Annotated in this window: 14 protein-coding genes; 6 read left to right on the forward strand and 8 right to left on the reverse strand. The window is 47.5% G+C overall.

The window, feature by feature from the left end:
- The first annotated feature begins 363 nt into the window (after positions 1–363).
- Positions 364–816: a hypothetical protein gene (locus tag N186_RS08245; RefSeq protein ID WP_020963350.1), complete on the forward strand. Its 453-nt coding sequence runs from the start codon at positions 364–366 to the stop codon at positions 814–816.
- A 73-nt stretch (positions 817–889) separates the two neighbouring features.
- On the forward strand, positions 890–1,237 hold the full coding sequence (locus N186_RS08250; RefSeq protein ID WP_148682173.1) for a hypothetical protein: 348 nt from the start codon (positions 890–892) through the stop codon (positions 1,235–1,237).
- Here N186_RS08250 and N186_RS08255 read toward each other — a convergent pair.
- The 5 genes from N186_RS08255 to N186_RS08275 all read right to left on the reverse strand — a co-directional run bounded on the left by N186_RS08255 (position 1,212) and on the right by N186_RS08275 (position 7,129).
- A complete protein-coding gene (locus N186_RS08255) occupies positions 1,212–1,955 on the reverse strand; it encodes an ABC transporter ATP-binding protein (RefSeq protein ID WP_020963352.1) in 744 nt (247 codons plus the stop codon). The genes N186_RS08250 and N186_RS08255 overlap by 26 nt on opposite strands.
- A complete protein-coding gene (locus tag N186_RS08260) occupies positions 1,948–3,129 on the reverse strand; it encodes an ABC transporter permease (protein ID WP_020963353.1) in 1,182 nt (393 codons plus the stop codon). Before N186_RS08260 ends, N186_RS08255 begins: the two co-directional genes overlap by 8 nt.
- A 10-nt stretch (positions 3,130–3,139) precedes the next feature.
- Positions 3,140–4,708 (reverse strand): COG1361 S-layer family protein, encoded by a 1,569-nt coding sequence (locus N186_RS08265; RefSeq protein WP_020963354.1) that lies wholly within the window; start codon positions 4,706–4,708, stop codon positions 3,140–3,142.
- A gap of 43 nt (positions 4,709–4,751) precedes the next feature.
- Positions 4,752–5,105: a PadR family transcriptional regulator gene (locus N186_RS08270; protein ID WP_187147015.1), complete on the reverse strand. Its 354-nt coding sequence runs from the start codon at positions 5,103–5,105 to the stop codon at positions 4,752–4,754.
- 128 nt (positions 5,106–5,233) lie between these two features.
- Entirely contained in the window at positions 5,234–7,129 is a 1,896-nt protein-coding gene (locus N186_RS08275; RefSeq protein ID WP_020963356.1) for an ASKHA domain-containing protein, read from the reverse strand.
- A gap of 143 nt (positions 7,130–7,272) precedes the next feature.
- Here N186_RS08275 and N186_RS08280 point away from each other — a divergent pair, with 143 nt between their 5' ends.
- Genes N186_RS08280 through N186_RS08290 form a run of 3 tightly spaced genes read left to right on the forward strand, consistent with a single transcriptional unit; the run spans position 7,273 to position 9,917 of the window.
- Positions 7,273–8,280, forward strand: a complete 1,008-nt coding sequence (locus tag N186_RS08280; protein WP_020963358.1) for an ABC transporter ATP-binding protein — start codon at positions 7,273–7,275, stop codon at positions 8,278–8,280.
- On the forward strand, positions 8,264–9,103 hold the full coding sequence (locus N186_RS08285; protein WP_187147016.1) for an ABC transporter permease: 840 nt from the start codon (positions 8,264–8,266) through the stop codon (positions 9,101–9,103). Before N186_RS08280 ends, N186_RS08285 begins: the two co-directional genes overlap by 17 nt.
- Complete coding sequence (locus tag N186_RS08290) at positions 9,066–9,917, forward strand: ABC transporter permease (RefSeq protein WP_020963360.1); 852 nt, start codon at positions 9,066–9,068, stop codon at positions 9,915–9,917. The genes N186_RS08285 and N186_RS08290 overlap by 38 nt, the downstream gene beginning before the upstream one ends.
- Before the next feature lie 17 nt (positions 9,918–9,934).
- Here N186_RS08290 and N186_RS08295 read toward each other — a convergent pair whose 3' ends face one another.
- Positions 9,935–10,834, reverse strand: coding sequence for a cysteine synthase family protein (locus N186_RS08295; RefSeq protein WP_020963361.1), 900 nt, complete (start codon positions 10,832–10,834; stop codon positions 9,935–9,937).
- A 34-nt stretch (positions 10,835–10,868) separates the two neighbouring features.
- Complete coding sequence (locus N186_RS09575) at positions 10,869–11,039, reverse strand: DUF4428 domain-containing protein (RefSeq protein ID WP_020963362.1); 171 nt, start codon at positions 11,037–11,039, stop codon at positions 10,869–10,871.
- 590 nt (positions 11,040–11,629) lie between these two features.
- Between N186_RS09575 and N186_RS09930 the strand changes: the two genes are divergently transcribed.
- Positions 11,630–11,722: a hypothetical protein gene (locus tag N186_RS09930; RefSeq protein ID WP_148682175.1), complete on the forward strand. Its 93-nt coding sequence runs from the start codon at positions 11,630–11,632 to the stop codon at positions 11,720–11,722.
- Positions 11,723–11,876: 154 nt separating this feature from the next.
- Here the strand turns inward: N186_RS09930 and N186_RS08300 are convergent, their stop codons facing one another.
- Complete coding sequence (locus N186_RS08300; RefSeq protein ID WP_020963363.1) at positions 11,877–13,103, reverse strand: ATP-binding protein; 1,227 nt, start codon at positions 13,101–13,103, stop codon at positions 11,877–11,879.
- Positions 13,104–13,125: the final 22 nt, after the last annotated feature.

The raw sequence follows: 13,125 nt of genomic DNA on the forward strand, positions 1-13,125 counted from the left end.
CAAGTATATGGCTCGATATCTTTTTCGTGGCCACATATGCATCTGGCTTTTGTCTCCCTAGAAATATACGTGAGTTCGGGCTTTTCGCGAACAAGAATAAGTGTCGGCTTCTGGCATAAGTTGTGCCTCGCGGTTCAATGCTTCTCGAAGTCCGTGCAACTGCTTTTCTATAATATCTTTTGGTTGTAGCATAGGCATTAATGATAATAATGATGAATCTTAAATATCATTTATGTACATGTATTTTAATTAATTGTATTAAAAGCCGATATTTTCCATTGAAAATAACGACGTCCTGCATTAAAAAATTTTTAAAGCCAAAAGTGTTAAATACAGGTAAAATAAAAATATATTGATAGAAATATGCAACCCGGAGCACAGATAGCTTTTACTCCTCCTCCGCCGCCGCGTCAAAGACCAACTGGAATAACTGTCCTTGCCCTACTCAACTTTATTGGTGGAGGACTAGCAATCCTATTAGGGATAGTTTTCATTGCTGCCGGACCTATAATGGCACAAATCGCATCGGGCCTGCCACCAATATTTTCTGTTTTAGTTGGTGCCCTAGGAATAGGCTTCCTCATCGCTGGTTTGATAGGGCTCGTGGTTGGCTGGGGGCTTTGGACGGGCAAGGGATGGGCATGGTGGCTAACAGTGATCCTTGAAGCGTTGGGGCTTCTAAGCGGATTGGCTGGAACAGCCAGGGGAGACCCCACGTCGCTTATCGGATTGTTGATCGCTGCCTTGATACTTTGGTACATGTTTAAGCCGCACGTGAAGGACTTCTTCGGGGTCAAGGTTTCCTTCAGTACCTAAAACAATTTTTTTTCTTTCACTTTTTACACGTTAATTTAATTTCTATGCTTATCATTGACTCTTGGGGCTCATATTGTCATATGAATACAGGCTGAGTGTGCCTTCAGAGCCCGTAGACATAAAGGCAAAGATAAAGACTCTTCGCTCCGCGCTGGGCCCGGGCGAGGAAGGAGACAATCTAGCCGTGTGGACGGGGAACATATTGGCAAGGTATCTTTGGAGCCACTGGGGCGAGACGCTTAGGCACGAGGGTGTGTCTTGGCAGATGTTTATGTCTATGCTTAAGGAGGCTACCGGTTTTATAGTTCAATGGGCTTTACGGGACGCTATAGCGTGGGACGAGCTCATCAGGAGAATAATTGAGACGCTGGAGAGAAAGAAGAAAAGCGACATCACTAGGTTTCTTGCTGGCCTTTCTTGACAAAGCTGGCTATGAGCTCGCTGTACTTTTCAGGAGTATAGATGCCCAAGAGTTTCCCACTATACATCCGGGCAACTCTGTCACAGTTCCATATAAGCTCGAGGTTGTGGGTAACCATTATTATTGTCATTCCTAGCTCTCGGTTAAGCCTCTTGAAGAGATCCATAACTATTTGGCTGTTCGCCGCGTCGAGGTTCCCTGTCGGCTCGTCCGCTAGCAAAACCCTTGGGCTACCAACGATGGCTCTAGCAATTGCTACTCTTTGTTGTTCTCCACCGCTTAGCTGTGTTGGGTACTTGTATGCAAGCATCTCTATCCCGACTGTCCTCAGCGCTTCCAGGGCTAGCCTCCTCCTCTCGGCCTTAGGCATACCGCGCTTCACTAGTGGTAGCTCTACATTTTCGAGGACGTTCAGCCTAGGTATAAGGTAGAAAAGCTGGAATACGAAGCCAACAGTCTTGTTCCTGTACCTGCTCAGCTCAGAGTCGCTCCTTATTGCCGTCAGCTCTGTACCGTCGACATATATCTTGCCCCTCGTGGGCCTGTCTAGGCCCCCAATCAAGTGCAACATAGTTGTCTTCCCGCTACCGCTTGGACCAACTATTGCGAAGAACTCGCCCTTCCTGACTGTCAGCGAGACTCCTCCCAGCGCTATTGTCTCGCTAGGTGGTTTACCGTAGATCTTCCAGACTTCCTCGAGCCTGATAATTTCACTCATACCTCAACGCCTCTACAGGGTTCAGCGAAGCGCCCCTCCTTGCAGGTATGAATGCCGCCAAAACATTTGAAGCAAGTGGTAGAAGGGCGGCCAGCAGAATGGTGTTCAGAGACAAGACGGGGGAAATTACTATTCCGAATGCAGAGACCTTCATGAAGTTGGAAGCCATATAGGCAAGGGAAAGGCCGATGAACACGCCTATCGAGGAGACGATTGCAGTCTCTAGAAGGAAAATTATCAAGATGTCTCTGCTTGTATATCCAAGCGCCTTGAGGATGCCTATTTCCTTTGTCCTCTGGGTCACGCTTATCGTCGTGCTGTCAAAGATCCAGAGCGCCGTCACGCCCATCCCAACCGCAGATATAATTGCAACAAATGCTTGTAGCGCGCCTACAAGCATGGTAAACTGTTTCACCATGGCCGCGGCAGAGATGATTCTTGCACCTGGCGGAGCCAGAGCCCTAATGTTCTCGGTGATCGCGTCTAGCCTGTTGAGGTCATCTACTAGGACTATGGCTACTGGATAGTTCCTCGTTTTACCTATAAACGTGAAGTAAGCGTCGGGGTCCATGTAGATTGTTGCTGTCTGGAACTCGTGCCCCATAGACATGGAGGAGCTTGTCTGTTCAAGGAGGCCTGTGACAAACAGCTGGATCGTTTTTCCGCTAACCCTCACTGTAAGAGTCGACCCGACATCAAGTAGCTTCCTGCCGGTTCCCGGGTCCATCCAAAGGTTATATGAGGCTAAGACCCCCAGCCCTTTTGGAAAGGATTCGCCCTCAGCTACAGCTTTCCTCATGTCTGACACGCCGAGGTATCTCGGCAAGAAGTCTGGATCTACAGCTACTATGCTTACTTGTTGCTCCCCTTTCTCGGTATAAACAGTTCCAGAAGCCATGAGGATGCCATGTGCGTTCCTAACGCCAGGTATGCTTTTGAAGTAGGCTATGTCTGCATCTGTTAACCCGGTTGGTCCACCTATAACAAATACACTATCTGCCGCTATGGTTGACTGTAGCTGCTCGACAAATGCTTTCTGGAAGCTTTCCCCAACCCCTAGAGCGAGGCTTAGGGCAAGAACGGCTATAAGTACTCCGAGAACGGCTCCTACGGCTCTTCCCTTCTTTTCCTTGATGCTTGTATAGGAAATATAGAAATAGTCAGACAGGTTCATTAGCTAACCCCTACTTTTTAGCCCTTCTCCTATATGCGGCAAATGCAACCGCTACAATGATTATTAGTGTAAGGGCTATGAGTAAAGAATTGTCTCTGAAATTGGAGGCTTGCTGAGTAGAGCTACTTGTTGTAGCCGGGGAGACATTTATTAAGACTGTTCTTTCGGTGTTCATGACTCTGCCATAGGCATCCCTGTATGTTACAATGAATTTTACCTCCTGGACTCCTTCCAGTGTAGCCTTGAAGCTGAATGGTAGAGACGTTAAGACCTGTGGATTGAGCTGTCCCAGATACGTGTAGGTTGACCTTAGAGGTGCTAGTCCCTGAGATGCCGTTGCAGAAACGTTTACTCCGTATACTGGGAAAGAGCCGTCGTTTATGAGTCCCACTGCGACAATGACGTTTCCCCCTACCTGCGGGCTCTGTGGCACAATGTCTGTCGAAGTTATTGTTACCCTAGAGGTTTGTGCAATATAGAAGGAGAATGTTCCAGCCGTATTTACGACTCCGCCGCCTTCAACAGTGTATAGGGCCTGGTACGAGACAGTCTCGCTGCTTGAGGCCGTCGTTGGGACAGACACGGAAATCGGTATTGTTTTTACTTCTCCTGGCCGGAGATCACCGATGCTGAGCATTGCCGGAGAAATGCTTAGCGGGCTTTTTTGGAGGCTCAGTATAATGTTAAGGTTCTTTATTGGAACGTTTCCAGCATTTATCACCTTTAGGTTGACGTTGGAGGCCTGGCCCGAAGCGAGGACAGACGGCTCGGGGACTACGAGTATGCTTTGGCCTGTTGTTGCATAGAATGGGATTTGGAGGGAAGATGTCTTCTTGTTTCCCATACAGTCAGTGTAGCTGAGTGTTACTGCTAGAGATGGAAAGTTGCTTTGAGGAATAATTTGTAGGGGCAGGCTCTTTTTCATGCCGGGATCTAGCCGGCCAACCTCTAGTACCGTGGGTATCGACGTGTTAAGCAGTAGGGAGCCTTGGGGAATAATCGTAATCACTAAATTGTCAACGCTACTTTGTCCACTGTTCACGACCGTTAGGAAGACAGGGTTAACAGAGGACAAATACGTGGGCTGTGGATTCAGGGAGACCTGTAGCTGTTCTCCCCAGCAAGCCGTGAGAGTCGTGTCTAGAGATGTTGTCCCACCGTATCCTGTATTCATTTTTAGGGAATCGTCCCACGAGTCGCTCCAGGAAATAACTATTTCGCTCTGGCAATTGGAACTTAGCTTGGTTGTGTCCACTGTGAAGGTAGCAATTTTCTGTGTTGATGGACGCCAGGAACCCAAGCTAACGGGGTCCGTTGTATATGTAGAGTTGCCGCAGGTAATCTTTAGTTGCATGGATGAGCCTAGCAAGGTATATGTTCCAAAATACGAGACTGTTACCTGTACAACGCTGGCGGGATAGCTACTGTCCAGTACATTGATGCCTTCCAAGGTAAAGACAACGACCTTGCTCCCGAGGGTACCCTTGGTCACCGGTTGAGAAAAAGTTGAGACGGAGATAACGAGAAGCACGGCAGTGGCTATGGCAGCAAATCTGTTTTTGTTTTTAAGCGTCCACATGTTAATCGGACCTTATCGTTTACCGATATTAATATATTTATCGTTACTGCGCAGAAGACGAAAGCTTAGCAAGTTCTTCAACTATTTTCTTTAGTTTTTCTCTCGACTCGGCCGATACCTTCAGTGCCAAACCTGACTCCTTGAGGTATTCAACGTAGCCCTCTATTATACTCAAGACATCCTCCAATGTCTCAGGTTGCCCAGGCATGCACATCTTCTCGAGCTCTAGTCTTCCCTTGTCTGTCAAATAGTAGACCTTTTGCCATCCCTTCTCCTCGTGCCTCACAAGCCCATTCTTTTCTAGGAGCTTTAGTGTTGGATATACGGCTCCAGGAGAAGGTTTCCAGAAGCCAAGCGTCATTGCTTCTATTTCTTCGATTATCTCGATTCCTGTCATGGGACGTCTCCGTAATAGGGATAGGATTGTTAACGTGAGAGGATTTTTCGCAAATCTACCCATGAATATGTGCATATCAGTAACCGATATGTTTTACCTATATAAAGTTTTTCCATCTAGATGAGACCTCACAAATCCTTTCTCGCAACTATTTCAGCGATGCTTGGGAATCTTTCCAGTTCCCGATGAGGCAGTTGTAACGCATAAGCGAATTCTTTGTTGAAGAGGGGATCCAGGGAGAGCTCGAAGTATCTTGCTCGCTTGGCAATTATTTCTGCTTCTTCGCGTGCCTTTCTCGAAAGTAGTGCTAGATCAGCGCCAGCTATCGCCGTGTTACCAACGAATTTTATCTTTTCCAGCTCTACGTCTGGGATCATCCCGACAACCTTCGCGTGGAATGGGTCTATGTGGTAGCCGAAGGAGCCGGCAATGAGAACCTCGCTAAGGTTTTCTGGATCCAGTTTTCTTCTCTTTAATGCTATCGATATTCCCGCATATATCGCGGCCTTTGCAAGCAGGAACTCGCTAATGTCCTTTTCCCACAACACTATGTTTTTCCCAATGCTTGTCTCGTTGCTCCAAGCAATTACATATCCGCGGCCCTTTTCGTCTCTGATAAGTCTCTCAGTTGCCGATCCCCCGACAAATTTTCCACGCTTATCTATTATGCCCCGCAGGAATAGTTGGGCAACAGCGTCTATAATTCCAGAGCCGCATATGCCGCTCGGAGGGGCATTGTTTATGGTTCTGTATTCTACGTCTCCACCCTCATCAATTGTTACCCTTTCTATCGCCCCCTCAACAGCCTTCATCCCGAAAGTTATGTGTCCCCCTTCTAGGGCTGGTCCAGATGGCGTGGAGCAAGTTACATAGTCCTCAGCGTTTCCTGCAAATATATCAGTGTTTGTACCTATGTCCACCAGGAGAATGTCTTCGCTTTTTTCGACGAGACCTATTGCGAGGGCGTCTGCAACTGCGTCTGCACCAACATAGCCTGCTATCACTGGCAGTACAGTTACCTTTCCACGCCTGTTTATCTTCAGGCCGACTTCTCGAGCTTCAAGACTATAGCTCCTAGTGATTACGGGTGTAAACGGAGAGGAGGACAGGTAGCGGGTGGGCAGGCCCAGGAAAAAGTGGTGCATAGCCGTGTTGCCAACGATTACTGCCTCGTATATGTCCTCGCTGGAAACACCTGCCTCTGAGACAACTTTCTCGATTAGGCTATTTATTGCGTCTATCAAAAGCCAGTGTAGCCGTTGCAAATTCTCGGGGCCGATGTTTGCATAGGACATCCTCGACATTATGTCTTCTCCATAGCTAAGCTGGGGGTTCTCTGCGAAGGCTACTCTCTCAATCTTGCCATTTTCAAGGTTTACGAGGTGAACAACAATCTTCGAGGTGCCTATGTCTACGGCCAGCCCGTAAACGGGTCGCTGGCTTGTTGTCTCTTCTATCGAAACTATCTCGTTGCCCCAAAGCACGAGGGATAGGCTCCAGTTGCTGTTTCTTGCTTTGTTGGGTAAATCTCTTAAGACGTCCAGGGAAGCCTTCACGTCGTTTGTCTCTAGCACTTTTCTTAGTGTGTCTGCTAGTCTCTCGTAGTCGCTTCTAGGGTCCTCTAGGCTGGGAGCTCTGAGAACAACCTTTATCCTTTTGACTAATGGGTCTAACGTAACGTTTCTCATGTATCCTTCACTGACAATCTTTCTCTGTGTAGGTTTGGCCCTGCTTTCCGGGGGGACAAAAACGACGATGTCCCCGTCTTCGATAATCCTTGCCTGGCAGGCCAGCCTGTATCCCTTCCTGGCTTCGTCTAAGGTTAGAAACTTTTCCTCGCTCCTCGTGAGAGGATTCAGAGATTCTTGTCCCCTTACTATCAATACCTTGTCTTTGCCGCATGCCCCGAAGCCTCCGCAGAGGGATTCGAGAATGACGCCGGTGTCTCTGAGGACTTGGAGTAGTGTCTGGCCCCTATGGGCTGGAATTCTTTTTCCCTCGGGCTCTAGGATGATCTTTGCCATCGATATCTTGGGGAGAGACTTCTTGCTGGAAACTCTTAAAGGTTACCCCTTTGAGTTTCCTTTTTTTGAGCATTATTTCGCTTAGGGTCCAATGTATAAAGTAAAATTTATATATCGCCACACTCGAGATTTTTAGAGTCTGTATGGGTAGCTATGCTGTAGAGGCCCGCAACCTTAGGAAAATCTTCAGGACACGTGAAGGTGGGATACTTTTCCGCGGAAAACAGAGGGAGATAGTTGCAGTAAACGATGTAAGTTTCTACATCAATTTCGGAGAGATCTTTGGGCTTCTAGGCCCAAATGGGGCGGGAAAAACTACAACAATAAAGATACTGAGCACGCTACTTTTACCTGACTCTGGCGAAGCCTGGGTCAACGGGTTTAACGTTGTCACCGAGGCAAAGATGGTTAGGGAGAGCATAGGAGTCAGCTTGTACAGTGACAGGGGGTTTTACTGGAAGCTTACGGGGAGAGAGAACCTCATGTACTTTGCGAGGCTCTACCACCTCCAGCGTGACTATGCAGAGAGAAGAATCAACGAGCTATTTAACATGCTGGATCTTGCAGGCGATGCCGACAGGCTTGTTGAGGAATATAGTACAGGGATGAAGTCAAAGCTTAACATTGCACGTGCCCTTCTCCACGACCCTCCCATCCTGTTCTTGGACGAGCCTACCATTGGGCTCGACCCGAATTCTGCCAGGAAGGTAAGAGAGGTTGTTCTCGAGCTAAAGAAACAGGGAAAAACTATTCTGTTGACCACGCATAACATGTTTGAGGCTGAATACCTCTCAGACAGGGTCGCAATAATAAACAAGGGGAGGATCATCGCTATTGGGACTCCGAGAGAGCTAAAAGAAAAGGTCTCAGGCAAACGGGTAGTGGAGCTAGAGGTCTCCGGAAACTACAGAAAGCTCGAGGCGGGGCTGAAAGGTATTGGTGGGGTCGAAGCAGTGTCCTTGCAGGAAAATAATGGTTCAGGCTACACTTCGCTTATACGGATTATTTACAGCGGTGATGAGGTTCTAGACAGGATCATAGCCATGCTAGCAAATAGCGACGTAAAGATCAGGAGCCTTAGAAACCTTGAACCAACGCTCGAGGATGTGTTTGTGTACTATACGGGTGAGAGACTTGCAGAAAAAAGCTAGGTTCCCTATCTTCTCCCTCGCGCTGGGAATACTCGCCAAGGAGCTAAAAATAATGTCTAGATACATTGGGAGCTTGCTACTAGTGCTCTTCATGCCTTTCGGTATGAGTGGCCTATACCTTGGTGTCGGCTACGCGTTGGCAGGAGAAAAATCATTTTCGAACTTCCAGGCAAACACGGGTGTAGCCACGCCACTAGCATATTTTGTCGTGGGGGGAGTCCTAATGATTGCAAGCATGGTGATGATTGAAAACGCCTCTTCTATTATAAGGGAGGAACAGCTCATCGGAACATTTGAACTGCACTACTTGACTCCGAACAGCCCTGTCTTGACATGGATGCTTCATGCCTTCGCCTGGAGCATCTTGATGGTCATAGTCTTCGCAGTCGACATATCTATAGTACTTGCAACAGCCATCGTGGGCTACGACTATTTGACCGTTGTCTTGATTTTCGTTGTAGTCTTTATAGGGCTGATCCCCCTAGCCGGCCTCGGGCTGGTAATAGCGGCACTAACTATAAGGTTTAAAGAGGTATACGCCGTGTCAAGCACCATTAACGCCTTCATATCGATGCTCTCGGGCTTCTACTACCCATTAGAGATTTTTCCCAGGATTGTCCAGGCAGTAGCACAACTATTGCCAACCACCCACGTATCAATAATCACCAAGACACTAATAGGCGCAAGTTCAGGCCAACTCTCAGTAGGCGATAGGATACTCGTAATGGTTCTGCTGGCCTTCCTCTACCTAACCTTCGGCAAGACTATTTACCAGAGGTGGGAGAATGAGGCAAGGAAAAGAGGGGAGCTCTCAAAATATTAAGGCCAGATCCATACAAGCGCTACTACTCGAAATAGAAGCAGCGGCAACCATTGGGTTTAAGACCTACTTTAGATACATTGCATGGCTAATCTCAGACATAATTACGACCCCTGCATGGCTAATCATGATAATTGTCCCCATGCTTCTATTCCTGCCACAGGAACAGTGGCGCGACCCCTTAATACTGAACTCTTTCCTTTGGGCGATGGTACTCTGGGACATCGTATCGTCGGGCCTCTGGACCTTCGGCATGGCTATTAGGAGGGAGCAACAGACAGGCACCCTAGAGTTCCTCCTCCTAACAAATGCCAATAGGGCAATCCTCTTCTCGAGAAACATATTTACGAGGCTCTTCTCGCTCACCCTATCAGTCATATATTCGTTTGTATTCTTTGTTTTTCTCTTCGGCATAAACATAATCCTCCTAAATCCAATCTTAACCCTCGTCACACTACTGTCTGGACTCGTTGCATCCCTCGGCTTCGGCCTCCTATACGGGGCAGCCGTATTCAAATACAAAAACGTGGGACCCCTCACAAACATACTTCAATTCCTGATTCTCGGGATATGCGGAATATTTTTCCCAGTAACCACGCTTCCAGAACCACTAAGGCTAATAGCTTACCCACTGCCGTTTACCTACACAGCAGACCTACTAAGACACTATGCCCTAGGCACTCCAACAATTTTCCCTCCAGGTATAGAGTGGGCCCTATACGTTCTAGAAATCTCCGTATACTTGTCGCTGGGACTACTTGCACTGTACCTAGTAGAGAAAAATCTTAAAGCAACTGGACAACTGGGGGCATACTAAAACAAAGAAAATACCTCCTATAGTTTCTCTATTACCTCTGGATACCGCATAATAGAGTCAGCAGCCAAAGTCACTACTCTAAGCCCACGCATCGCATACCTAGTAGCAACATAGAAGTTTGCACCGCTCGAGGGCCCGGCCAGAATACCCCTAGACATTAGTTCCCTAACGCCGCTAATCGCCTCTTCAAGCGAGACACCCACCAACTCGTCGACAACCGAGCCATACCTCGAAAAAATCCCCGAGACAAGTGTGGAGGCAAGACCCTCAATATTGTCGCCCAAGCTGCCGCCAAGCAGAGGAGACCCGCTCGGCGCCACGCCTATTATCCTCACGCCTGGCAAATTTTCGCAGAGATATTTACCGACCCCAACAATAGTACCGCCAGTTCCTACGCCCATAATAAATGCGTCGAAGCTCTCGACCTGCCTACGTATTTCAGGGCCAGTAGTCTCGTAGTGTGCACGCCAGTTTGCGTCGTTGTCGTACTGGTTTAGGAAGACAAGGCCATTTTCCTCGGCAAACCTTCTAGCCACATTAACGTAGTGCCCAGGATCCCCGTAGGGCCTACGGGGAACCAAGTGGATCTCTGCACCGAGCCCCCGCAGTAGGGCAAGCTTGCCCCTGGAAACAGTGTCTTCAGTAAATATCACGGGCTTTAGGCCGAGAAGGTTGCAGACCCAGCTAACACTTATAGCCGTGTTGCCGCTCGAAGCCTCCACAACCTTGTCGTTGTCCTTTAGTAGGTCTCGGGAAACAGCTTCACGCAACATGTAATACGCGATCCTGTCCTTGTGGCTACCCGTGGGATTCATGTATTCAAGCTTAACATAGACTTTTCCAGGGCCCACATCTAACCCAACGACAGGCGTATTGCCAATAAGCCTCGAAACAGCTTCAAGCTTCTCCAAAAGCATACCACAAGAAACCCATAAAAATATATAAGTATAGCTAGCCGCCACAACAGCTAGAAGACTCCCCAGCCCCACTCACGAGCTTGTTCTTCTCGTACAGCTTCTCCCAGCAGTCTCTACAAACCCACACGCCACCTAGCTCCTTGTGCTCGGCAAAAAGCAGTGTCTCAACTTCTTTCCCGCAGATCGCACACTTATACTTCTTCACGCCGTATCACCTCGAAAAGATATAATCAAATTTAGAGATATAAAAATAAATCTTGCCTTCAGGCGAAAGTGCGCGCTAAATGTATCTGACTAAAAATGGCATCAACACATCGTTTTCACAAAAACACCTTTGCCTCAGGTCGAGCAGGAAATCCTCTCGAGGAAGCTCTGATCATACTCGTCTTCTCAATCTGCCTCTATAATTTCTGCAAACTCCCTTTCTCTATAGAAAAGATCCTCCCTTCTCTCCTTCGGAATAATATCGGACTGCATTTTACTACCTCCCCCGGTTAGTAACTAACTCCCCCCGCTAGTCACAAAAACGTTACCCCTCAAATTGCCAAGAGTCTAAAACAAAAATCGAGATAATAATAAAGAATATTTTTGCACAGCCGGCAGACAAGCTTACTACCCCCGTCCTAGCACAATAATAGTTGCTAAATGTTTATTACTACCTTAAATTTGGTTTTGCTTAAAAGACTGGTAGTGTTCAATTCATGTGAACAGAAAGGCGCTGGACTGGATTTCTTTGCCGTAGGAGGATCTTGAAGACTCTAAGGCTGACTACAATGAAGGACTTATGCCAGCTCAGTGTTCCACGCCGAGCCGTGTGCCAAGAAGTCTTTAAAGGGATTAATCGTAGCACAAGGATTTGAGCCTGAAAAACTTACAGACCAAGCCTAGTTTTAAAATACCTCATAGCTTCGGGACAAGCTAAGTTAAATCAATACTATGAGTTGTCTTATCACACGATTTTTAGGCGCTTACCTTAAGAGGTACTTTGAGACATCACAGCAAGTGGAGACAAGGCTTTTGAATTTTCGATCTGAGGAACTTTTTACTTCTGGGTATCAGTCGAGATGACACTTTCAACGTCCCATACCTCGACTCTTTCTGGCTCCCGGGGCAGATCCTCCCTGTCTGGTACGAAGACAATTCTTTTGCATGGAAATCTTGATAGCTTCTCCTCTATGTTTCTCAACTCGCTTCTTGGGATGTTCTCTTTCCACTTCACCTCGACTACGGCTACTAGTTTCTGGAAATCCGTAAGCGCTATATCTACTTCATAGTCCTTTTCGACAATCTTCTCGGGCCAAAGCCCCATCTTTCTCGACAACAATCTTGCGACGAACTGTTCAGCATAGAGAGGTATCCTCTCGGCCAGCACCTTTAAGGCCTGGGCCTCCTGGATATCTCTCTCACTTACACCATACTTCGCATCGAGATAATAATAGTAGTCTATCACCGGGGAAGCATGCCTATAATAATACTTGTTTTTCCCATAAATCTTAACTTTCTCAAGCAACCCTATATCCGCGAGGATCTTTAGGTAAGGATGCACCAAGCTCGGGTCCTGTGCCGGGATCAACCTGTGCGAGTATAGCTGTGAAGCTATCTCGGTCGACACCTGCCTTCCATCGGCTACAGCTTTTAGTATGCCGTCGTATACACGGGTATACATCCTCTCTTCCTCCGTAAAAATCTCCCCAATAAGCGAGGGAACAGTAAGCCTCACCGTTCCTGGAAGGGCTCTAAAAAAATCTCCAGCGCTCTCCCAAACGGGGACAAGCCACGGCTCTCTCAAAAAGATAGAATACTCTACCAACTTTTTCTTGTCGCCTATCTTGTCCCTCAAGTTCAACAAAATGTCTACCTCATCTATTAAGCCCATTCTAAAGTCCGAGAAAAGGCCAAGAACAGGCGAGTGCTTCCCAATTAGCTCCCTAGCCAACCACAGTGTCGAAGAGACAGCGACAAGCCTCCCCCTCACCCCCAGCCTGTGAAGCAAGTCAAAAAATTCGCCCGGCAATCGCTGGACTTCATCAACAACCACAGCCTCGTCTCTCTCTAAGCTCTGAGCAACCTCCCGCTTGAAGGTCTCATAGCTCAAAACAGAGTCTTCCTCGTATATGAGCCCGCCCCTGCCAACAAAATAGTACCTATCATACTCTACGGAGCTCCTAACAAAAAAGCTCTTCCCCACCTTCCTCCTGCCATAAACAAGAACCCACCTACCTGTGTTTCTAAACCTTTCTACATCACTAAAACGGATTATACTAACCATAAATAGTCTAACTATAATTATG

The organism is Thermofilum adornatum (assembly GCF_000446015.1).
Lineage (GTDB): Archaea > Thermoproteota > Thermoprotei > Thermofilales > Thermofilaceae > Thermofilum > Thermofilum adornatum.